At 67.8% G+C, this 22,197-nt stretch carries 21 protein-coding genes; 11 read left to right on the top strand and 10 right to left on the bottom strand.

All coding sequences use genetic code 11. The features are described from left to right. The 3 genes from IG04_RS46525 to IG04_RS0117460 all read right to left on the bottom strand — a co-directional run. Positions 1–672: hypothetical protein (locus tag IG04_RS46525; protein ID WP_211257780.1), on the bottom strand; the 672-nt coding region annotated here is incomplete at its 3' end. Positions 673–825: 153 nt separating this feature from the next. Then, positions 826–2,004 (bottom strand): L-2-hydroxyglutarate oxidase, encoded by a 1,179-nt coding sequence (lhgO, locus tag IG04_RS0117465; RefSeq protein WP_030477720.1) that lies wholly within the window; start codon positions 2,002–2,004, stop codon positions 826–828. Between the two features lie 10 nt (positions 2,005–2,014). Beyond that, positions 2,015–2,890, bottom strand: coding sequence for an LLM class flavin-dependent oxidoreductase (locus tag IG04_RS0117460; RefSeq protein WP_036014934.1), 876 nt, complete (start codon positions 2,888–2,890; stop codon positions 2,015–2,017). A 60-nt stretch (positions 2,891–2,950) separates the two neighbouring features. Between IG04_RS0117460 and IG04_RS0117455 the strand changes: the two genes are divergently transcribed. Beyond that, the gene (locus IG04_RS0117455; RefSeq protein WP_030477718.1) at positions 2,951–3,760 is read left to right on the top strand and encodes an HAD family hydrolase; all 810 of its coding nucleotides are present in this window, start codon (positions 2,951–2,953) and stop codon (positions 3,758–3,760) included. Here IG04_RS0117455 and IG04_RS0117450 read toward each other — a convergent pair. After that, entirely contained in the window at positions 3,757–4,461 is a 705-nt protein-coding gene (locus tag IG04_RS0117450; RefSeq protein ID WP_030477717.1) for an acyl-ACP--UDP-N-acetylglucosamine O-acyltransferase family protein, read from the bottom strand. The two genes, IG04_RS0117455 and IG04_RS0117450, sit on opposite strands and share 4 nt — an antisense overlap. A 125-nt stretch (positions 4,462–4,586) precedes the next feature. On the opposite strand from IG04_RS0117450, the gene IG04_RS0117445 reads away from it, so the two are divergent. Next, on the top strand, positions 4,587–5,684 hold the full coding sequence (locus IG04_RS0117445; protein ID WP_030477716.1) for a DegT/DnrJ/EryC1/StrS family aminotransferase: 1,098 nt from the start codon (positions 4,587–4,589) through the stop codon (positions 5,682–5,684). Then, positions 5,681–6,652, top strand: a complete 972-nt coding sequence (locus IG04_RS0117440) for a Gfo/Idh/MocA family protein (RefSeq protein ID WP_030477715.1) — start codon at positions 5,681–5,683, stop codon at positions 6,650–6,652. The genes IG04_RS0117445 and IG04_RS0117440 overlap by 4 nt, the downstream gene beginning before the upstream one ends. Positions 6,653–6,716: 64 nt before the next feature. Here IG04_RS0117440 and IG04_RS0117435 read toward each other — a convergent pair whose 3' ends face one another. After that, entirely contained in the window at positions 6,717–7,826 is a 1,110-nt protein-coding gene (locus IG04_RS0117435) for a UDP-N-acetylglucosamine 2-epimerase (protein WP_030477714.1), read from the bottom strand. Positions 7,827–7,888: 62 nt separating this feature from the next. Here IG04_RS0117435 and IG04_RS0117430 point away from each other — a divergent pair, with 62 nt between their 5' ends. The 8 genes from IG04_RS0117430 to glf all read left to right on the top strand — a co-directional run bounded on the left by IG04_RS0117430 (position 7,889) and on the right by glf (position 17,316). After that, positions 7,889–8,926: a glycosyltransferase family 2 protein gene (locus IG04_RS0117430; RefSeq protein WP_036014974.1), complete on the top strand. Its 1,038-nt coding sequence runs from the start codon at positions 7,889–7,891 to the stop codon at positions 8,924–8,926. Continuing rightward, positions 8,926–10,194, top strand: a complete 1,269-nt coding sequence (locus IG04_RS0117425) for a lipopolysaccharide biosynthesis protein (RefSeq protein WP_051770089.1) — start codon at positions 8,926–8,928, stop codon at positions 10,192–10,194. The genes IG04_RS0117430 and IG04_RS0117425 overlap by 1 nt, the downstream gene beginning before the upstream one ends. Before the next feature lie 104 nt (positions 10,195–10,298). Continuing rightward, positions 10,299–12,242 carry a DUF6541 family protein gene (locus tag IG04_RS0117420; protein ID WP_030477711.1) on the top strand — a complete coding sequence of 648 codons (1,944 nt, stop codon included), beginning with the start codon at positions 10,299–10,301 and terminating at the stop codon, positions 12,240–12,242. Positions 12,243–12,262: 20 nt separating this feature from the next. Continuing rightward, on the top strand, positions 12,263–13,009 hold the full coding sequence (locus IG04_RS0117415) for a glycosyltransferase family 2 protein (RefSeq protein WP_030477710.1): 747 nt from the start codon (positions 12,263–12,265) through the stop codon (positions 13,007–13,009). 9 nt (positions 13,010–13,018) lie between these two features. Beyond that, entirely contained in the window at positions 13,019–13,417 is a 399-nt protein-coding gene (locus IG04_RS0117410) for a DUF2304 domain-containing protein (RefSeq protein WP_051770088.1), read from the top strand. Between the two features lie 148 nt (positions 13,418–13,565). Beyond that, positions 13,566–15,164, top strand: a complete 1,599-nt coding sequence (locus IG04_RS0117405; protein ID WP_245816634.1) for a glycosyltransferase — start codon at positions 13,566–13,568, stop codon at positions 15,162–15,164. After that, entirely contained in the window at positions 15,161–16,060 is a 900-nt protein-coding gene (locus IG04_RS0117400) for a glycosyltransferase family 2 protein (RefSeq protein ID WP_030477707.1), read from the top strand. Before IG04_RS0117405 ends, IG04_RS0117400 begins: the two co-directional genes overlap by 4 nt. A gap of 68 nt (positions 16,061–16,128) precedes the next feature. Beyond that, positions 16,129–17,316, top strand: coding sequence for a UDP-galactopyranose mutase (gene glf, locus IG04_RS0117395; RefSeq protein WP_030477706.1), 1,188 nt, complete (start codon positions 16,129–16,131; stop codon positions 17,314–17,316). A 61-nt stretch (positions 17,317–17,377) separates the two neighbouring features. On the opposite strand, the gene IG04_RS0117390 is transcribed toward glf, so the two are convergent. The 5 genes from IG04_RS0117390 to glfT1 form a co-directional block, all read right to left on the bottom strand. Continuing rightward, the gene (locus IG04_RS0117390; protein WP_030477705.1) at positions 17,378–18,175 is read right to left on the bottom strand and encodes an SdrD B-like domain-containing protein; all 798 of its coding nucleotides are present in this window, start codon (positions 18,173–18,175) and stop codon (positions 17,378–17,380) included. A gap of 108 nt (positions 18,176–18,283) precedes the next feature. Continuing rightward, complete coding sequence (locus tag IG04_RS0117385; protein ID WP_030477704.1) at positions 18,284–19,096, bottom strand: carbohydrate ABC transporter permease; 813 nt, start codon at positions 19,094–19,096, stop codon at positions 18,284–18,286. Next, a complete protein-coding gene (locus tag IG04_RS0117380) occupies positions 19,093–19,971 on the bottom strand; it encodes a carbohydrate ABC transporter permease (RefSeq protein ID WP_030477703.1) in 879 nt (292 codons plus the stop codon). Before IG04_RS0117380 ends, IG04_RS0117385 begins: the two co-directional genes overlap by 4 nt. Beyond that, positions 19,968–21,197 (bottom strand): ABC transporter substrate-binding protein, encoded by a 1,230-nt coding sequence (locus tag IG04_RS0117375; protein ID WP_030477702.1) that lies wholly within the window; start codon positions 21,195–21,197, stop codon positions 19,968–19,970. The genes IG04_RS0117380 and IG04_RS0117375 overlap by 4 nt, the downstream gene beginning before the upstream one ends. A gap of 95 nt (positions 21,198–21,292) precedes the next feature. Continuing rightward, positions 21,293–22,195, bottom strand: a complete 903-nt coding sequence (glfT1, locus tag IG04_RS0117370) for a galactofuranosyltransferase GlfT1 (RefSeq protein ID WP_030477701.1) — start codon at positions 22,193–22,195, stop codon at positions 21,293–21,295. Between the last annotated feature and the right edge of the window lie 2 nt (positions 22,196–22,197).

Genomic DNA, 22,197 nt, shown 5'->3' with positions numbered 1-22,197 from the left:
GTAGTTGGCCCAGTCGCCTTGGCCGCTCATGGTGCCGCCCCAGTAAAGGCGTCCCGCGCCGTTGCCGGCGAAGTAGACCATGGTGTTTCCGGGGTCGATACCGGCGATGTCCGACTTGCCGTCGCCGTTGAAGTCGCGGAAATTCGACGAGCCCGAGTCGACCACCCTGTTGTAGCGGCGTGGGGTGTACGTGTTCGCATACGACGCAGACCACGTTCGCTCGGCCGTGGGCGAACCGTCCGGGCCCGCCTGCTCCCGCACGACCGGCGATGTGCGAGCCGTGTCCGCCCACCTGATGAAGATGGCAGTGTGCTGCACCGCGCTGTCGTGACGTACGAAGATGTCACCCATTTTCAGATCCGAACGACTGATCACGGACGAGTAGTTGGGCAGCGTGAGTGTCGTCGCTGATGTAGGTAACCCCCACACCATCGAGACGTAGCCAGAACAGTCCGTACGGTAGCTTCCGTGCGAGTTTCTGTAGCACCTCGCCTGGCTGTAAGGAATTCGCGCATCGATCCAGGTGCTTGAGCGAGTCAGCATGTCACTGCGGCTCATGCTGCCGACGCCGATTTCGTCGCAGGTGAGCTGGATCGTGAATTCGTCAGCTGCAACTGCCGGGGAGGTGGGGGTGCAGAAAACGGCTGCGGAAGTGAATGCGATGGCCGCCATAACGGTCTTTCGTATCATCTTTTTTGCCTCTCGGAGTGAGAATTGCTTCGTTGTTCAGGCGAAGCTTTTCAAGCACTCCTATAGATCCCCTTCAGGTCACCTGTAAATCTGCTTGCGGGACCTATAAGAAACCTGGAAGCGCGAGGCTGTGTCTTACACGGTGGAGCTGTGCACCTCGTCCACCACGCGCTTCGCGATCTCCAACGACGCGGTGGCGGCAGGAGACGGCGCGTTGAGCACGTGCACCTGGCGAGGAGCCGTCTCGATCAGGAAGTCGTCCACCAGCGACCCGTCCGGCAGCATCGCCTGCGCCCGCACACCCGCCTCGGAGCGCACCAGGTCGTCCTCCCGCACGGCGGGCACGAGCCGTGCCAGCGAGGCCGCGAAGCGCTTGCGCGACAACGATCGCAGCACCTCCTCGGCGCCGGTGCGGGCGTACTTGCGGGCCAGGCGCCACGTGCCGGGGAAGCGGGCCACGTCGGCCACGTCGGTCAGGGAGAAGTCGCGCCGGCGGTAGCCCTCGCGGCGCAGCGCGAGCACGGCGTTCGGGCCGCAGTGCACGCTGCCGTCGAGCATGCGGGTGAGGTGCACGCCGAGGAACGGCAGCGTCGGGTCCGGCACCGGGTAGATCAGGCCGCGGACCAGGGACGTGCGGCGCAGCTCGAAGTACTCGCCGCGGAACGGCACGATGCGCGCCGATGGGGTGAGGCCCGCCAGCCGTGCCACCCGGTCGCTGTGCAGGCCCGCGCAGTTCACCAGCGCGTCCGCCCGGACCACGCCCTGCGGCGTCGCGACCTCCACGCCGCCGGAAGCAGCCGGGCGGATCGCGAGCGCGGGGGAGCTCAGCCGCAGGTCGTGCGATGACAGCAGGCCCACCAGCGCGGTGCACACGGCGGAGTAGTCGATGATCGCCGTGCTCTCCACGCGCAACGCCGCCACGCACGACACCTCGGGCTCGTACTCGCGTGCCTCCGAGGCCGAGATCAGCTTCGCCGGGACGCCGTTGGCCTCCGCGCGTGCCGCGAGGTCGTGCAGGCGGGGGAGTTCGGAATCCGAGGTCGCGACCACGAGCTTGCCGCACACGTCGACCGGGACGCCGTGGTCGCGGGCGAACGCGATCATGGACGCGTTGCCGGCGACGGACATCCGCGCCTTCAGTGACCCCGGCTTGTAGTAGAGGCCCGCGTGCACGACGTTGCTGTTGTGGCCGGTCTGGTGCGCGCCCCAGACGCGTTCCTTCTCCAGCACGGTCACCCGCGAGCCGCGCGACGCGAGCTCGTTCGCCACCGCGAGCCCGACGATTCCGCCACCGATCACCACGACATGTCGCACCCCGCACACGCTAATGCCCGAGAACGGGCAGAACGTCCGCCGCGACCTCCTCGACCACCGACTCGCTGCCCGCGTACACGCCGTCGTGCCGCGGCCAGTGCGCGACGACGTCGGTGAAGCCCAGCGCGGCCGCCCTGCCCACGGCGTCCTGGAAGCACTGCGCGCTCGACAGCGAGTACACCGGAGCGGAGTCCAGGTTCAGGTAGCGGTGCACCCGCGTGTGCCTGCCCTCTGTGGCCAACGTCTCGCTGAACTGCTCCGACAGCGTGCGTACACCGCGCCACCACGCCTCGATGTCCTCGGTCGGCGGGCCGGTGGTGACCCAGGCCTGGCCGAACTTCGCGGCGATCCGCATCGCCTTCGGGCCGTTCGCGGCGACCAGGAACGGCAGCCGTGGCCGCTGCACGCAGCCGGGCGCGCTGCGGGCCTCGTCCGCCGCGTAGAACCGGCCCTGCCACGAGGTGCGGTCCTTCACCAGCAGCTGGTCGAGCAGCTCGACGAACTCGGCGAACCGGGCCGTGCGCTCCTGTGGCAGCGGCGGCTTGTCGCCGAGCACCGTCGTGTCGTACCCCGCCCCACCTGCGCCGACGCCGAGCGTGAACCGGCCGTCCGACACGTCGTCGAGCGTCAGCAGGTCCCGCGCGAACGGCACGGGATGACGGAAGTTGGGACTCGCGACGAACGTGCCGAGCCGGATGTGCGACGTGACCATGGCCGCGGCTGTGAGTGTCGGTACCGCACCGAACCACGGGCCGTCGACCAGGGTGCGCCAGCCGAGGTGGTCGTAGGTCCACGCGTGGTGGAAGCCGTACTCCTCGGCGGCGCGCCACTTGGGTTCGGCCATCCACCACCGGTGTTCGGGAAGGATCACGATTCCAGCGCGCACGATCGTTAAGGTAACCAGCTGTTCAGTCGCTGACGAACTTGGACCAGGCACCATAGGGACGTGGAACAGCCCAGATTGGTCGCATCGGACGTCGACGGAACCTTGCTCACCCCACCTCCCGGCGAAGGCGTGAGCCCTCGCACGGCCTCGGTTGTGGCCCGCGTGCTGGAGGCGGGCGTGCCGTTCGTCCTGGCCACCGGCAGGCCGCCGCGGTGGGTGCCGACGATCGCCGAGGCCGCCGGGCTCGACGGCCTCGCGGTGTGCGCGAACGGCGCGGTGCTCTACGACATCGGCCGTGACGAGATCGTCTGGGCCCGCACGCTCTCCCCGGTGCAGTTGCACGACATCGTCTCGACCATCGACAACGCCCTGCCGGACTGCACGTTCGCGGTCGAACGCGTCGGTACCGCGCAGGACGACGCCACGTTCGTCGCCGAGCTGAGCTACACGCACCCGTGGCCCGAGGGCCCGAACGTGGGCGTGACCCGCGGCGAGACGCTCGGCCACCCGGCGATCAAGCTGCTGGTCAGGCACATGGGCATGACCAGCGGTGAGATGGCCGCCGGCATCGAGGAGGTGCTCGGCGGTCAGGTCGACCTGACCTACTCGACGAACAACGGTCTGGTCGAGCTCGCCGTGCACGGCGTCACCAAGGCGAGCGGGCTCGCCGACGTGGCCGAGCGGTTCGGCGTGGCGCAGCAGGACGTCATCGCGTTCGGCGACATGCCCAACGACGTCGAGATGCTCAGGTGGGCCGGCCACGGCGTGGCGATGGCGAACGGGCACGAGGCCGCGCTCGCCGCCGCCGACGAGGTCACCGCGCCCAGCTCCGAAGACGGCGTCGCGATGGTGCTCGAGCGCTGGTTCTAGCCGACCAGGGGCTTCGCGGCCTCGGCCTCGGTCCACCACTTGAAGGCGACCTGGAGCTCGGCGGGGATCTCCGAAGGCAGCTGACCGGCATCGTACGCGCTGGTCAGAGCCTCGATCGCGGAGTCGGAGATGCCGGAGCGGCTCATGCCGACCGAGTTCACGCCGTGGATCCGGATCGGACTGCCGTAGGCGCGGGCGAACGGGGGCACGTCCTTCGAGACGGGCGTGCCCATCCCGATCATGGCACCGGCGCCGATGACGCGGCGCTGGTGCACGACCGCGTTCATGCCGACGTTGACCTTGTCGCCGATCTGCACGTGGCCGCCGAGCGACACCCCGGCCGACAGCGTCACGCCCGCGCCGATCAGGCTGTCGTGCGCCACGTACACGCGGTTGAGCAGCCACGAGTCGGCGCCGATGGTCGTCGCCCGGTAGGAGCCCTGGTGGACGGTGCTCAGCTCGCGGATGACGGCTCGTGCGCCGATGTGCACACCCGCGTGCGCCAGGTCGCCGTCCCACGCCCGGTTGTGGTCGGCGGAGGTGATCTCCGGCGGCGTGCCGATGACGCAACCGGGGCCGATCCATACACCGTCCTCGACGACGCACGGTCCGAGCACGACAGCGCCCGGACCGATGGTGATGCCGTCGCCGAGCTCGACACCGTCACCGACGACAGCACTGGGATGGATGTGGTTGACCACGGGCGTCCGATCAGGAGGTGGGGACAGGCGGGATAACCCATACGAGTAGCGTGGGGCCCCGCGTGCAGGCCAGAGCACTGTACCGGCCGCGCCGGTGGAGATCCCCGAAGGCGAGAGACTGCTGAATGATCCCGATTACTGTTGTTGACGTGGCCGCTGCCGAGCAGTTGGTCCTCCAGGTCCTGCGTTCCGGGGCCATCGCGCAGGGCCCGATGGTCAAGCGCTTCGAGGACGCCTTCGCGGGCGTCGCCGGCGTTCCGCACGCCGTGGCCGTGAACAACGGGACCACCGCGCTCGTGGCGTCGCTGCAGGTCCTCGACCTGCAGCCGGGCGATGAGGTCATCACCTCGCCGTTCACCTTCGTGGCGACCCTGAACGCCATCCTCGAGGCGGGCGCGACCGCGCGGTTCGCCGACATCCGCGAGGACGACTTCAACATCGACGCGGACAAGATCAAGGACGCCGTCACCCCGAACACCAAGGTGCTCATGCCCGTGCACCTCTACGGGCAGATGGCCGACATGGGCAAGATCATGCCCGTCGTGCAGGAGCACGGGCTCGCGCTCGTCGAGGACTCGGCCCAGGCCGTCGGCGCCACCTACGAGGGCCGCCCGTCGGGCAGCTTCGGCCTCGGCTGCTTCTCGCTCTACGCGACCAAGAACATCACCACCGCCGAGGGCGGCGTCATCACGACGTCGGACGACACCCTCGCGGACCGGCTGCGCGTGCTGCGCAACCAGGGCATGCGGGCCCGCTACCAGTACGAGGTCGCGGGTCACAACTACCGCATGACCGACATCCACGCGGCGATCGGCATCCCGCAGCTGGAGAGCCTCGAGACGATCACCAAGGCGCGCCAGGCCAACGCCGAGACCCTGAACAAGGGCCTCGCCGGCATCAAGGGCCTCCAGCTGCCGCAGGTGCTGCCGGGTCGCACGCACGTCTGGCACCAGTACACCGTCCTGATCACCGACGACGCCCCGATCAGCCGCGACGAGTTCGCCGCGAAGCTGACCGAGAAGGGCATCGGCAACGGGATCTACTACCCGAAGACGGTGTTCGACTACGACTGCTACCGGGACAACCCGAAGGTCGTGATCTCCGACGTCCCCGTCGCCGAGCGCGTCGCCCGCCAGGCGCTGTCGCTGCCGGTGCACCCGAAGCTGACCGACGCCGAGCTCGACACGATCATCGCGACGGTTCGCGAGGTGCTGGGCGCATGAGCAACCTGCCCCGTATCGCGGTCATCGGCGTCGGCAACATGGGCTCGCTGCACGCCCGTGTGACCGCGCAGTCCGAACGAGCCGAGCTCGCGCTGATCGTCGACCCGCGCGAGGAGATCGGCAAGGCCGCCGCCGAGAAGTTCGAGACGTCGTGGGCGCCCGACATGGGCGACCTGACGGACATCGACGCGGTCGTCCTCGCGTCCAGCACCGAGAGCCACCACGGCCTCGCGCTCCAGGTGCTGGAGAGGAACAAGCCGCTGCTGGTCGAAAAGCCGGTCTGCGCCTCGCTGGAGCAGACCGAGGAGGTCCTGAAGCTCTCCGAGGCCAAGGGCCTGGCGATCATGTGCGGCCTGCTGGAGCGCTACAACCCGGCCGTGATGACCGCTCTCGGCCTGGTCACCGAGCCGGTGTACGTCTCGGCCCAGCGCCACTCCCCGTACGCGCCGCGCATCCTCACCGGCGTGGCGTGGGACCTGCTGGTGCACGACGTCGACCTCGCCATCCAGTGCTTCGGCGGTGCCGAGCCCGAGCGCGTCTCGGCCGGCGTGGCCCAGTTCCACCCGTCGTCCGTGCCGGGTGCGGAGGACGTGGTGGACACGCTGCTCACGTTCCCCTCCGGCGGCATCGCGAGCGTCTCGGCGAGCCGCATCGGCCAGCGCAAGATCCGCTCGCTGAGCATCCAGGAACTCGATCGCTCGATCGAGGTGGACCTGCTCCGCCGCGACGTGACGATCTACAAGCACATCTCGCACGACTCCGACCCGGACGGCCGCGGCTACCGTCAGCAGACCGTCATCGAGATCCCGGAGCTCGTGACGGCCCGCGAACCTCTCGCGACCCAGCTCGACCGGTTCATCGACCTCATCGCGGGCAAGCTCGACGCGGACGACGAGCGCCGGCGCATCCTGCCCTCGCACCGCGCGGTCGCCGCCGTCAAGGCGAAGTCCGCAGAGCTCGTCGGCTGAACCCTGTTCCGGCACAACAAAACGGGCTCCTCACCGCAGCGGTGAGGAGCCCGTTTCGTTGTGGCTAAAGGTATCCGAGCTGAGCGAGGGTGTCCGCGATGACCTCGCTCGGGTGGTACTCCTCCATGATGGAGGGACGCCGCAGCGTCTCGTACTCGCCCAGGAACTGTTCGAGCTTCCTGGTGTCCATGCCGGTCAGCACGATGTTCTGGCCGAGACCCTGCTTGGTCTCCGTGCGCTCGCGGTGGATCGCGCACGGCATGCCGATGTACGAGCACTCCTGCTGCAGACCACCGGAGTCGGTGACGACGAACTTGGCCCGCGCCAGGATCGGCAGGAACTGCAGGTAGCGCTTCTTGGGACGCATGATGAAGCGCTCGCCGTCGAACAGGTGGCCCCACCCGTGGCGCTCGATGCGCTCGCGTTCGGGAGCGCCCGCCAGGTACAGCATCGGCGTCTGTTCGGACGCCTTCTTCAGCAGCTCCAGCGCTTCGCGGAACTTGTCCGTGCGGGACACGAGCTCGAAGCGGTGCAGCGTGGCCAGGCCGAACTCCTCCGGCAGGTCCTCGGTCGTCGTCGAGTTGATCGCGAGGCGCATCGCGTCGATGACCGTGTTCGCACCGGTGTTCACGACCACGCCACGCGCACCACGCAGGTTGTCGACCTCGTTCTGCGACGGCGCGAAGTGGATGTCCGTGAACTTCGACGCGATGCGGCGGTTCAGCTCCTCCGGCAGCGGCGACAGCACGCTGCCCGAACGCATGCCCGCCTCGACGTGCGCGACGCGGGCGCCGAGCAGGCGGCGGGCGATGATGCTGCCGTACGGAGTCGTGAACGTGTCACCGTGCACGATCACGAGGCCGGGCTTGCCGTCGGTGGCGAGCGACGCGCGGAGCTGCTTGCGCTGGCCGTACGCGGTCTGGGCGACCGAGAGCGCCCAGCCGGGGACCTGCTTGGGCGTCTCCAGGTTGCGCGCCTTGCCCTGCGGCACCAGCCACAGGTCCGGCGCGGGCAGCTGGAGGTCTTCGAGCACGTCGGCGACCTCGTCGAAGTGCTGCGCCGTGAACCACAGCTGCGGCTTCGTGCCGCGCGCCACGATCGCGTGGTACACGGGAGCGATCTTGATGAGTTCAGCGGTGGTACCGACGATGAAGGAGATCACCGGGAATCGCATCCTTGAGGCTGGGGCTCAGCCGCTTACGGCTGTAGACCGACGCGAGTGTAGTGTGCGACGGCGTGAGCCAGACCAGCGCCTCCGAACTGGGCGGGGCCCCCACGCTTAGTGTCGTCTTCCCGGCGTACAACGAAGAGAAGTGGATCGGCAGGTCCCTCGACGCCGTTCTGAACTCCGCCGCACAGGCCGACTGGAAAGTCGAGATCGTCGTCATCGACGACGGCAGCACCGATGGCACACCGGCATTGCTGGACGAGTACGCCGAGAAACACGGTGTGGTCGTGGTGCACCAGGAGAACCAGGGCCGGTTCAACACCGTGCGCACGGCGATCAGCACCGCGAGCAGCGACCGCGTGCTCATCCTCGGCAGCCGTGTGGTCGTCGACCCGCACTCCCTGGGCTACCTGAAGAACCAGCTGATCGAGCACCCGGAACGCGTCGTCTGGAACGGCCACGTCCGCGTCGAGTCGGACAACAACCCGTACGCCGGTTTCTGGAACGGAATTCTCCGGATCGTCTGGCGCAAGTACTTGATGAACCCGAGGCTGACGTCGTTCGGCATCGAGGAGTTCGACGCCTTCCCCAAGGGTTCCGGATTCTTCTCCGCTCCGAAGTGGATGCTGGAGGAGGCGAACGCGGCGTTCGACTCGATCTTCGACGAGGTCGAGTTCGCCAGTGACGACACGCGCCTGATCCGCTGGATCGCCGAGCGCGAGCGGATCTGGATCTCGCCGGACTTCTCCTGCTCGTACTTCCACGGCCGGGAGAACATCAAGAAGTTCGCCAAGCACGCGTACTTCCGCGGCACCACGTTCATCGACGGCTACCTCGGCACCGCCGGTACGAGCCGCAAGATGGCCCTGGGCGCGCTCGGTGCGGGTGCGGCCGGTGTGACGCTGCTCGTGCTCAAGCCGAAGATCGCGATCGCCACCGGTGTCGTGGGCACGGTCGCGGCCGGTGGACTGGTCAAGGCGTGCGGCGGCAAGACGTCCGACGCCACCGCGCTCGCGCGCATGCTGCCGGTGTTCGCCACCGCCTTCGGCGCGGGTGCCGTGCGCGGTCTCTTCCTCGCTGCCAAGGCCAAGGTCAAGAAGCGCTGATGTCCGGCGGGGCCGAGCAGGGGACTCAAGCCCGTTCGTTCAGCGTGGTGACCGGTGCACTGATCATCGCATCGGTCTTCGGATACGGCCTGATGATCCTGGCCGGCCGCGTCCTGGGGCCTGCCGACAACGCGATCTTCCTGTCGTTCTGGGGCATCTTCTTCGGCCTCGGCAGCGCGATGTCACCGGTCGAGCAGGAGGTCTCGCGGCTGTCCGCCGAGGCCGAGGTCGCCGGGCGGCGCACCGGGCCGGACGCGCTGCGCGTCGTGGCCATCGCCCTCGGCGTCGCCCTGCCGGTAGGCCTGCTGCAGTTCGTGCCGTGGGTCAACGACCGGCTCTTCCACGGTCACTCCTGGCTCGCGGTCGTGACGCTCGTCGGCGGCCTCGGTTACGCGGTGCTGTACGGCGTGCGCGGCCTGCTCGTCGGGCACCGGCGGATCAACCCCTACGCGGGCCTGACCATCGCGGAGCCGACGACCCGCATCGTCGTCGCGGCCGTGCTGGTCATCGCGGGGCTCGGCCAGATCCTGCCGATCGCGGTCGCTGTCGCCGTCGGCACGTTCGTCTGGATCGCCTTCCTGGTGCACGCCGGCAAGCTCGTCGACCGGTCCGGTCCCGGCGCGGGCTGGGGCGCGTCCGCACGGACGATTCTGCAGCTCATGGCCGGTGCCGCATGCACGGCGGCGGTCGTCACGGGCTTTCCCGCGCTCGTGACCCTGCTCGCGCCCGGCGGGGACAAGGCGGTCGTCGGCGCGTTCCTCACCGCACTGACGCTGGCCCGCTTCCCGCTCGTCGCGCTGCTGCCGGTGCAGGCGCTCGCGGTGCCCGCGGTGGTGCGGATGACCAGCACCGAGGACGGGCGCCGCAAGCTGCACGGCTGGCTGGTCAAGGGCGCGCTGGGCGCGTTGGTCGTGGGTGTCGTGGGGTCGGTCCTGGGTGCGCTGCTCGGGCCGTGGATCGTCCGCCTCATCTACGGTGACGACTTCGTGGTCGCCGGCTGGGCTGTCGCCGGGCTCGTCTTCTCGTCGACCCTGCTGGCCGCGCTGCAGCTGCTCGCGTCCGTTCTGATCGCCCGTGCCCGCCACGGCGTGGTGCTGCGGGCGTGGGCGGCGACGGCGCTCGTCTCGGCCGCGGCCCTCGTGTGGTGGCCCGCGGACACGGTCACCCGCGCCGTCGTCGGTCTCGTGGCCGGCCCCGTCGTGGGCGCGATCGTCGCGCTCGTGGCGGTGTGGGGACAGGCACCGGAACAGTCGATCACCGAACGATGACAACCCAAGGGCGCGGCCGGGCGTCCACCTCGTGCCCGCTAGTCTGCCTCGGCCGGGGTGGACGGCCCGTTGGCGAACTCAACCGTGATAGGTAGTCAACTGCGATGAGTGCTGTGATCGTGCTGTTGCTGTGCTGGCTGCCGGGGCTCGCCTTCGGCGCCGCGATCAGGCTGCGCGGATGGGTGCTCGCCGCGGCTGCTCCCGCACTGACCTTCGGCCTCGTCTCGCTCGGCGGCCTGGTCATCGGCAAGCTGGGCGTCTCGTGGTCGCTCTGGTCGTTCGGTGCCTGGGTGCTCGCCCTCTCGCTCATCGCGGGCGTCGCCTCCTTCTTCGTCGCCCGCCGCACCACCGTCGCGGACGACGTCGAGCCGAAGCTCTCGCCGCGTGACCACCTCGTCGTCGCGGGTGGTCTCGTGCTGGGCCTCGGGGTCGGCGTCTTCACGTTCCTGCGCGGCCTGCGCAGCCTGAACAACATCCACCAGGACTGGGACGCGCCGCACCACGCGAACCTGATCCGCTGGCTGTCCGAGCACCACACCGCGCTGGTCTCCACCGCGGGTCAGATCGGCAACCAGCCGGAGAACACGAACTACTTCTACCCGAGTACGTACCACGAGCTGCTGTCGCTGCTGGTGGACAAGTTCGGCATCAACATCGTGCAGCTGCTGAACGCCGGCGGCCTCGCGAGCATCGTCTTCTGGGTGTTCGGCATCGTCGCGCTCGGTGTCGCGTGGCGGCTGCCTCCGGTCGCGATCGCCGGTGCCGCCGCGGTGAGCACCTGGTTCTCGCCGTTCCCGGACGACGCGCTGTGGCGCGGTCCGTTGTGGCCGTTCGTCGCCGGTGTCGCGCTGCTGCCCGTCGCGCTCGCACTCGTCACGTACCTGCTGCGCCCCAAGGGTTTCACCGGGCCTGTCGCCATCGCCGTCATCGCGACCGGCCTCATCGGACTGCACACCTCGCTCGCGTTCCTGCTCGCGCCGCTCTACCTGATCATCCTGGTGGCGTGCCTGCTGAAGCTGGAGCCCGTCGAGTGGAAGCGGGCGTGGAAGTCGCTCACCGCCGTCGGCGTGCTCGCGCTGCTGGGCGCCATCCCGATGATGCTGCCGACGCTGGCCATCTCGGGCGGAGTCACCGGAGCGTTCTGGCCGAGTGAGGCGACGCCCGCGGCCGCGTTCGGGCAGATGCTGACGTTCTCCGGCGTCGTCGCGTCGCCCCAGTGGATCCTGGGGCTGTCCGCGCTGGCCGGCATCGTGATCATGATCCGCAAGCGCGTGCTGCTGTGGATGGTCGGCGTGTACGCCTTCTTCGGTCCGCTCTACGCGATGACCGTGTCGCTGGAGACGCCGATCGTCCACAAGCTGACCGGTTTCTTCTACAACGACCACTGGCGCATCGCGGTGATGCTGCCGCTGCCCGGATCGATCGCGTTCGGCGTGTTCCTCTGGGCCGTCGGCACGTGGCTGGTCGAGCGGTATCGCGAGCGGGTGCCCGTGCTGGCGTCGCCGCTCGCCGCGGTCGTCGCGAGCGTGCTGGTGTTCGTGCTGATCGGTGTGATGACCAAGGCGTACATCGGCCGCAACACGGTCCGCCTGGGACAGTCCTACGTCGACGGCCCCACGGTCACCCAGGCGGAGCGCAAGGCCTACGAGTGGCTGGGCCAGCACGCGAAGCCCGGTGAGCGCGCGATGAACGACGTCGGCGACGGCACCGCGTGGCTGTACGCGATCTCCAAGGTCGAGCCCGTGATCTGGACGTTCTACGGTACTGAGGCGGGTTCGGAGGAAACGTACCTCGCGGACAACCTGAACAAGATCAACTCGGATCCTCGGGTGCGCGAGGAACTGGATGACCTGAAGGTTCGCTACGTCATCCTCGGCAAGGGCTTCGTCCGCCCCGAGCGCAAGCGGTTCGAGGGCATGCTCGGGCTGGGGGCGAACAGCACGTTCCAGAAGGTCTTCGAGAACGAGGATGCGACCATTTACGAGATCGCGGGTCAGCGCGACGTGCTGACCCGGACGACCACTTCGGCCAGCGCCAACGGCCGCTGAGAGACGATAAGGTTACGGCTGTGGCTGAGTCGCTGGAGGCCACGGGACGAGTGTTGATCGTCCTGCCTGCCCTCAACGAGGAGCACAACATCGACAAGGTCGTCGCCGAGGTGCGGGCGGCCCTGCCGGACGCGGGCGTCCTGGTCGTCGATGACGGGTCCACCGACCAAACCGCGCTGCGCGCCCGTGAAGCAGGCGCGTTCGTCGCCCGGCTGGCGGTCAACCTCGGCGTGGGCGGCGCGATGCGCACCGGTTTCCGCTACGCCGTGCGCAACGGCTTCGACGTGGTCGTCCAGGTCGACGCCGACGGACAGCACAACCCGGCTGAGCTGCCGGAACTGCTGCGTGAGCTCCAGCACGCCGACCTGGTCATCGGTGCCCGGTTCGCGGGCAAGGGCGACTACAAGGCGCGCGGCCCGCGCCGGTGGGCCATGAAGGTCTTCTCGGTGACGTTGTCGCTCGTCTCCGGCACGAAGCTCACCGACGTCACGTCGGGGTTCAAGGCTGCCGGTCCGCGTGCGGTGCGGCTCTTCGCCGCCCACTACCCGGCGGAGTACCTGGGTGACACGCTGGAGTCGCTCGTCATGGCGGTGCGCGCGGGTCTGACGATCCGCCAGGTGCCCGTCGCCATGCGGGTGCGCGCCGGCGGTACCCCGAGCACGTCGCCGGTGAAGTCCGCTGTGTACCTGCTCAGGGCGACCCTGGCCCTGACGCTCGCGCTGGTGCGCCGCAAGCCGAAGACCGGCCCAGCCGTCGAAGCCGCATAGGAGGCCACCGTGTCTGCGTTTCGTTTGATGGCGATTGTGGTCGCGGCGCTCGTGCTGATCGTCGTGGTCGAAATGATGCGCCGCCGCAAGCTGCGGGAGAAGTACGCGGGAATCTGGCTGCTCGTCAGCATCGGCGTGGTGCTGGTGGGTGTGATTCCCGGCCTGCCGACGTTCCTGTCGAGATTGACCGGCGTCCAGCTCGCCTCGAACTTCCTGTTCGCGGTGGCGGCGTTCGTGCTGCTCTTCGTGGTTCTGCAGTTGTCCACCGAAGTGGGGCACCTCGAAGAAGAGGTCCGCACGACAGTGGAGGAAATCGCATTGCTGCGTTGTGAGCTGGAAGACGTTCGTGCGGCACTCGACGAACGTGTGACCGGTGCCGAGGAACAGCTGCTGCGAAGCCGTTCCTGATCTGCCGTCACCGGTGGCGACGACAAGCCCGATGTCGCCCAGCAGGTACCATCTGTCCTAGTTCGGCTCCCCGTTTCCGTGGTGAGCGCCGATCCGACCCCTTCGAAGAGACGTGACGGACAAGCCAAGTAACCAGAAGCCGACAGCTGTGTTCGAGGTACTCGACGACAGCGGTGTCGGACTGAGCGGCGGCGAAGCCCTCCTCGACGGCCGGGAACGCCGCCTTGTCGAGGGCGCCGCCAACTTCTACGCGCTGGCAGGACCGGGGCAGACCTTCCGCCTCACGGTCCTGCGCGGACCGGCGGGCACGATGCCCGCGCTGACCGACGAGGACCGCACGACGATCGAGTGGGAGGACGACCGCGAGGTCGTCGGTTCCCTGGTGGTGCGGAGCCTGGTGCACACCACCGCCGACCACTCGCCGTCCGACGGTCTCGTCGACATCGCCATCGACATCGGCGGCGCACCCCAGTCGGTGACCGCCTACCACCAGCTGACCGGTGTGCTGGGCAAAGCGCGCAAGGCCGTGCGGTTCCTCGCACCGGTCCAGTTCGACGCGCTGCGCCAGTTCCGTACGGACATGGTCGAGCGCAAGGGCCGCGACGTCCCGCGCAAGGCGCCCGTCCGGCTGACCCGCGGTGCCGAGGCCACGCCGCACGGCGACACGCCCGCGATCCTCTTCGGCCTGCACTGGCTGGAGCTGGGCGGTGCCGAGCGCTGGGCGATCGACACGATCCGCCTCGCCAAGGAGGCCGGCTTCACGCCGATCGTGGTCACCGACCGCGACTCCGCGCACGAGTGGATCACGCGTCCCGAGCTCGACGGCGCGGTCGTCGTGCCGCTCACGCTGCCGCTGGACCCGAAGCAGGAGTCCGCGTTCCTCAATGGCCTGCTGTCGATGTACGACGTGCGCGGCATCCACCTGCACCACTGCACGTGGCTCTATGACAAGCTGCCGTGGATCAAGTCGATCCGCCCGGACATCCCGGTCGTCGACTCGCTGCACGTCCTCGAGTGGCGCACCGGCGGGTTCGTCGACATCTCCGTGCGGCTGTCGAACATGGTCGACCAGCACCACGTGATCTCGCCGCAGCTGCGCGACTACCTGATCGGCAAGCACGGGCTGGACGCGGACAAGGTCGTCTTCGCCACCCTCGCGGGCCTCACGACGGGCGGCATCGCGGCCGGCGGCTCGGACGCCGTCGAGAACAACCCGTTCACCGTGGCCTTCGTGGGCCGGTTCACCCAGCAGAAGCGCCCGTACCTGTTCCTGCAGCTCGCGGCAGAGCTGAAGAAGAACTCGCCGCGCGAGGTCAGGTTCATCATCCACGGCCACGGAGAGCTGGCCGCCGAGGTGAACAGCCTGCGCGCCCGCCTCGGCGACGTCGTCGAGCTGCGCGGTGCGGACCACGCGGTGAGCGACACGTTCCGCGACGCCGACGTGCTCGTCGTCTCATCGGACAACGAGGGCCTGACTCTCACGTCTTTTGAAGCGACGGCCGCGGGCGTGCCCGTCGTTTCGGCGGACGTCGGCTCGCAGTCGTCGCTGATCGCCGACGACCTGCTGTGCCCGCGTCACCCGTACGCCTTCGTCCAGGCCGCCGCGGCCCGGATCCGCACCATGATGACCTCTCCCGACCAGCGCAAGACCTGGCTTGACGAGCAGGCCGCCAAGGCCGAGGCCTTCGCGAAGCTGCCGCGTGCCGAGGACTGGACGCGCGACCTCTACCAAGGATGGCTCAAGTGAGCACTGTCGCCGCCGTTGTCGTCACCTACAACCGCAAGGACAAGCTCACAACGGTCCTCGACCACGTCCTTGCACAGACCCGCCGGCCGGAGTGGGTCGTCGTCGTCGACAACGCCTCCACCGACGGCACCGACCAGGTGCTCAAGGAGTACGAGCAGATCGACGGCGTGGTCGTCGTGCGGCTCAAGGAGAACACCGGTGGCGCGGGTGGCTTCGCGACCGGCATGAACAAGAGCTACGAGCTCGGCGCGGACTTCATCTGGATCATGGATGACGACTGCTACGCCAACCCGGACGCCCTCGAGGAGCTCATCAACGGGCACGCGAAGGCAGAAGAGGCCATGGGCATGCAGCTGCCCTACGCGTGCTCGCTGGTCAAGTGGGTCGACGGCAACATCTGCGAGATGAACAACCCGGGCACCACCTGGGACTGGGGCAAGCTGATCGCCAAGGGCCAGGAGAACGTCCTGGTCACGCACTGCTCGTTCGTCTCGGTGCTGTTCCCGCGCTGGGCGCTCACCAAGTTCGGCCTGCCGCTCACGGAGTACTTCATCTGGTTCGACGACCAGGAGTACACCCTGCGCATCACCAAGGCCGGCCCCGGTGTCCAGGTGCTACGCAGTGTCGTCGTGCACGACCTCGGTGTGAACCGCGGTGTGAACTTCGGCGACGCGAACGCCTCCAACCTGTGGAAGTTCGAGTACGGCGCCCGCAACGAGTCGTCGTTCCGTCTGCACCACGAGAACCCGGTGTCCTGGCTGAAGTTCCTGGCCCGCCTGGTGCAGGGTCTGCGTCACGGCAACGTGCCGTGGTCCATCCGGGCCAAGCTCTTCCGCAAGGTCGTCGAAGGCATCGCCTTCAACCCGAAGCCGAAGATGCCGCGTTCCGTTCTCTGACCTGAGATCAATTAGTTGCAAGGGCCCCTCGGCGAATTCGCGCCGCGGGGCCCTTGTAATCTGCGGGCGTGAACCTCGCGGGTTATGACTTGGTTGTCGTCGGATCTGGTTTCTACGGCCTCACTATCGCCGAGCGCGCCGCCAGCACACTCGACAAGCGCGTGCTGGTGATCGACCGGCGCGACCACATCGGTGGCAACGCCTACTCCGAGAACGAGCCGGAGACCGGTATCGAGGTGCACCGCTACGGCGCGCACCTGTTCCACACGTCGAACAAGCGCGTCTGGGACTACGTCAACCAGTTCACCGAATTCACCGGTTACCAGCACCGCGTGTTCGCGATGCACGGTGGCCAGGCCTACCAGTTCCCGATGGGTCTGGGCCTGCTGTCGCAGTTCGTCGGTCGTTACATGTCGCCGGAGGACGCCAAGGCCTGGGTGGCCGAGCAGGCGTCCGAGATCGACTCCAAGGACGCGACCAACCTCGAGGAGAAGGCGATCTCCCTGGTCGGCCGGCCCCTGTACGAGGCGTTCATCAGGGACTACACCGCCAAGCAGTGGCAGACGGACCCGAAGGAGCTGCCCGCGGCGGTCATCGCCCGCCTGCCGGTGCGCTACACCTTCGACAACCGCTACTTCAACGACACCTACGAGGGTCTGCCGAAGGACGGCTACACCGCGTGGCTCGAGAAGATGGCGAACCACCCGAACATCGACGTGAAGCTGTCCACGGACTACTTCGACGTGCGTGACGAGATCCCGGCGGGCATCCCGGTCGTCTACACGGGCGCGCTGGACCGCTACTTCGACTACTCCGAGGGCTGGCTCGGCTGGCGGACGCTCGACTTCGAGCAGGAAGTCCTGTCGATCGGCGACTTCCAGGGCACGCCGGTCATGAACTACAACGACGCGGACGTCCCGTTCACCCGCATCCACGAGTTCCGCCACTTCCACCCCGAGCGCGATTACCCGAAGGACAAGACGGTCATCGTCCGCGAGTTCTCCCGCGCGGCTGAGAAGGACGACGAGCCGTACTACCCGATCAACACGGCCGAGGACCGCGCCAAGCTGGAGCGCTACCGCGAGCTCGCGAAGGCGGAGGCCGCGCAGCGCAACGTGATCTTCGGTGGCCGTCTCGGCACCTACAAGTACCTCGACATGCACATGGCGATCGGTTCGGCGCTGACCGTGTTCGAGAACAAGATCGCGCCGTTCTTCACCGACGGCACCCCGCTGAACGGGTCGCTTGACGACTGATCGAAGAAAAATCGGGCCTGGCTCACCCCCAGGAGAGCCAGGCCGCGAACTCATTCGGTGATCAGCTGGTGGTCAGCGTCTTCGTCTCGGTGTCGTTGGACAGGTTCGGGTCGAAGTTGCGGAACACGCCCTTCCACGCCTCGAACTTGATCTCGGCGCCGTTCAGCGGCTTCTCGACGACGACGCGGGCGCCCACCCACTCGGGCAGGTTCGCGGGCTTGCGGTCGTAGTAGTAGCCGGTGACCTTGCCCGCGGGCTCGGTCTCGTAGTACTTCGGCATGCCGCCGAGCCGCTCGACGACACGCAGCCCTTCCGGCAGCGTCAGCTGACCGCCGAACTGGTCGTACACGTTGCCGTTGTGGACGGTGGATCCGACGATGTCGATCACATCGCCGACCTTCGGGCTCGTGTTGCTGATGAAGAGCTGGTTGACCTTGGTGTCGATCTTGGCGTCCACGAAACCACCGTTGACCATGCCGTAGTTCTGGCCGGCCTCCACCTGGATCGGCTTCGCCTTACCGGTGGCCTCGTTGAACCTCGACTCGAAGTACTGCTTGGTCCACCCCTGGCCGTGCGAGAGCGAACGGTCTGCCGAGCCGACGACGTAGCTGCCCGCCGCGAGGCCGGTGATGTCGTACCGGCCGTCGGCGTCCGTCTGCGCGGCCTTGTTGGTGCCGTCGATGTACATCCAGTGGCCAGCGATCGGCGCCTCTCCGACCTCGCGAATGCCGTCGTTGTCGGCGTCGTTCCACACGAAGCCGTAGATCGAGGCGGTGTTCTCGGCCTGCGCCGTGCCGACAAAGCCGAGCGGCGCGGCGACGGCGAGAGTGAGAGCGGCGAGCCGGGTGATGGTGTCCATCTTGCTGTCCCCCTGGAGTTCGTTGTTCGACAGTGAGAACTCTGACGGAGGGACCTCCAAGAAACCTGCAAGTGGTCTGCAAGTCGTCTGTAGGAGGAAAACCGCAGGTCAGCCCTTGATTCCAGTCTCGGTTGCACCGCGGATCAACAGTCCCTGCAGGGCGACGAAGACGATGACCAACGGCATGATGGAGATCGCCGCCGCCAGGAACAGCTGCACGACGTTGATCGACTGCGCCGTCATGAACGTCGACAGCGCCACCTGCACGGTCCACGAGTCCTGGTCCTGCGCGATCACCAACGGCCAAGGGAACTGGTTCCAGCTGGTCACGAACGCGATCACACCGAGAGCGGCGAAGAATCCCTTCGAGTTCGGCACCACCACCCGCCAGTACGTGCCCCAGTGCCCGAGCCCGTCGATCCGCGCCGCGTCCTCCAGCTCCGGCGGGAAGTTCAGGAAGTACTGCCGGAACAGGAACGTGGTGAACCCGCTGAACAACCCCGGGATCACCAGCCCGCGCAGGTCCGATACCCACCCCAGCGTCGACACGACCACGAACGTCGGCACGAACGTCACCGCCGCCGGGATCATCAACGTCGCGATCACCAGGTACAGCACGAAGTTCGAGTACCGGTAGGGGATTCGCGCGAGTCCGTACCCGGCCATCCCGCACAGCACCAGCTGCCCGGCCGTCTGCAACACCGCGACCAGCAGCGAGTTGACCATGCTGCGGACCATCGGCACGGCAGGGTTGCTGAACAGCGCGATGAAGTTCTCCCAGCGGATCGACCGCGGCCAGAACGTCCACGTGGGTGCCGTGATCTCCTGCTCGGTCGACAAACCGTTGCGCAGCACCAGATAGAAGGGCACGAGGAACAGCACCGCCGCCACCGACAGAGCCAGGTACCGAACGGCCTTCATCGCGTGATCACCCGCCCTTGCAGCAACGCCACACCGGCGATCAGCAGGGTCAGGATCATCGCGCCCGCGCTGCCGTGACCGAAGTCCTGCCCACCCGAACCCAGGGAGGTGTAGTAGAGGTAGATCAACGGCGGCCGCGCGAACGGTGGGTATCCGCGATCGGTGCCCAGCACGTTGTAGAACTCGTCGAACGCCTGGTACGCCGCGATGAGCAGCAACAGCAGCACGGCCACCGAAGTCGTGCGCAGCTGAGGCATCGTGATGTACCGCAACGTCTGCCAGCCGCCCGAAGCGCCGTCGATCGACGCGGCCTCGTAGAGGTGCCGCGGAATCCGTTGCAGTCCGGCGATGAACAGGATCATGTGGAAGCCGAGCTGCAGCCACAGCCGCAGCGTCACGAGCACCAGCCAGTACCAGGGCGGCGAGGTCGACACTGTCCACGCGATCGGCTCGGCGCCGAACCACCCCAGCACCGTGTTCGCGAGACCGAAGCGCACCCCGTTGAAGATCGACAGCTTCCAGACCAGCGACGCCACGACGTACGAGCAGGCCGTCGGCAGGAAGAACACCGACCGGAAGAACGCCTTCATGAAGGTGATCTGGTTGACCAGCAAGGCGAGCGCGAGCGCGAGCACGAACGTCAGCGGCACGATGAACGCGGCGAACACGCTGAACGTGACCAGGCTCGACAGGAACGGCCCATCCGTCAGCATGTCCGCGTAGTTGCGCAGCCCGACGAACTCGCTGGGCGTCACCGTGTTGCGCGCGTCGAAGAACGACAGCAGCAGGCTCCACCCGATCGGCACGTACACGAACACGAGCAACCCGATCGCGAACGGACCGACGAACAGCCAGAAAGAGCGTCCGTGCGTCATCCGTACAGTCGCTTCAGTTCGTCACGGGCCTTGTCGGCGGCGCCCCTGATCTCCGCGTCGGCCGGAGCACCGTCACGGACGACCCGCGACACGGCGTCGTAGAACGCGGTGCGCATCACCGAAGTCCAGTCCGGCGGGTTCGAGGCCTTCGCGTTGTCCCGCACGAACTTCACCGCGTCGGCCGCCGCCCCCGACGTCAGCTTCGACGCTTTGGCCGCGATGCTGTCGCGCGGCGGGATGTGGAAGCCGTAGTTCAGGTTGAAGTCCTCCTGAAGGTCGGTCTTCTCGACCCACAGCCAGCGCAGGAACTCCTTGGCCTCGTCGACGCGCTTCGACTGGGCGTTCACCATCGCCCCGAACGCGCCGACCGGCACGCTGGGCTTGCCGTCGGCGGTGAGCTTCGGAAACGGCAACACCCCGAAGTCGTCGCCCAGCGCCTTCTGGACCACGGGCACGGCCCACAACCCCGTCCACTGCATGGCGACGAGCCCCTGCGTGAACGCGTCCGGCTCGGCCCAGTCCTTCACCGCGCCGAGAAGCAGGCTGCCGCTCGCGTAGAGCTCGCGCAGCTTGCCGATCGCCTGTGCGGCCAGGGGATCGTCGAACCCGACCTCGTGGTCGCGCACGTAGTCGAGTCCCGCCGACCACAGCGCGGGCCCGCCCAGGACCCCGCCGCCACCGTCGTTGCCGGCGAAGAGCCCTCTGACGCCGTCCCTGGTGAGTCGTCGTGACGCGTCGATCAACTCGTCCACGGTCGACGGTGGCTGCACGCCGGCCTTGTCGAGGAGGCTCCTGCGGTAGAACAGCATCTGCATGTCGACCGCCTGCGGGATCCCGTAAACCCTCCCGTCGACGGTGTGCGTCGCGAGGATCGACGCGGTGAAGTCGCTCTTCGCGGTGCCGAGGACGTCGTCGAGCGGCACGAGCCGGCCCGCGCGGACGGAGCTGATCTGCAGAGTGGATTCGAAGACGTCAGGCCCGCGGCCGGACAGCAGGCTCGTCGCGAGTTTGGAGTCGTAGTCGCCGGGGTTCCACTGCACTTCGACCGGGGTCTTCGGGTAGGCCTCGGCATAGCGTTCCACGGCCTGCTGCACGCCAGGTTCGCCGTAGGCGTGATACCACTGGCTGAGGGCCTGTCCGCTACCGCCGCGGCCCGTGTTCGATCCGCACGCCGCGAGCAGCGTGCTCGCGCCGGCCAGTGAAAGAAGTCTGCGTCGGGAGATCACTCATCCCGTCTTACTCCGATCACGCCCCGTGTGCGAACCGTTACCTGAAGTCGCCAAGGGTGGGATCGCTCGCAGCGACCCCACCCTTCGTCAGATCACTTGCGGAAGAAGTGCTCCCGCTGACCGAGGCGCACGAGCTTCAGCCACTCGACGAACGCCTTCGGGTCCCGCTTCACGCCGAGGAAGTACAGCCCGAACCGGAACACCTCGAGCGCACCGAGCTTGCGCATACCCGGCTGCGACAGCAGGTATCCGCGGTTGCGGTAGGTGTAGTACCGCTTGATCGGGTTCTCCGGGTCCTGAGCGTGGAACCTGCCGCCCAGCATCGGCTTGAACTCGTCCGAGCCGTCCGGGTGCACGTACGCGACCCGCAGTGACGTGCCGAACGGCAGACCGGAGCGGACCATCCTGCGGTGGATCTCCACCTCGTCGCCGCGGAAGAACAGCCGGTAGTCCGGCACACCGACGACGTCGAGCGTCGAGGCGCGGAACAGCGCCCCGTTGAACAGCGAGGCGATGCCCGGCAGGAAGTCGGTGCCGAGCTCGGCCGCCGAGCGCTTCCACGTCAGGCCCCGGCGCAACGGGAACGCGAGTTTGTCCGGGCTTTCGATGTTCGTGACGACGGGGGAGATCTCGGCGAGCTTGCGGCGCTCTGCCTCCTCGAGCAGCACGGCCAGCACGTTCTCGTCGGCAGGGCGGCCGTCGTCGTCCGCGAGCCACACCCAGTCCGCGCCCAGCGAGAGGGCGTGCAGGATGCCGAGCGCGAAGCCGCCGGCGCCACCGAGGTTGCGGTGCGACGGCAGGTACGTCGTCGGAAGCGGACACTGCTCCACCAGGTCGTCGACCGGCTGGTCCGGGCCGTTGTCGACGATGACCAGATGGTCGGGGACTCGTGTCTGGGTCGCGAGCGCCTTGAGTGACTCGGCCAGCAGTTCTCTGCGGTGGCGGGTGACCACCACCGCCACGACGGAGCCCTTGGGCAGTGCCTGGAGCTTCACGA

The sequence above is a fragment of the Lentzea albidocapillata genome, from assembly GCF_000719115.1.
GTDB classification, from domain to species: Bacteria; Actinomycetota; Actinomycetes; order Mycobacteriales; family Pseudonocardiaceae; genus Lentzea; species Lentzea albidocapillata.
This window is presented reverse-complemented; position numbering and strand designations above follow the sequence as displayed.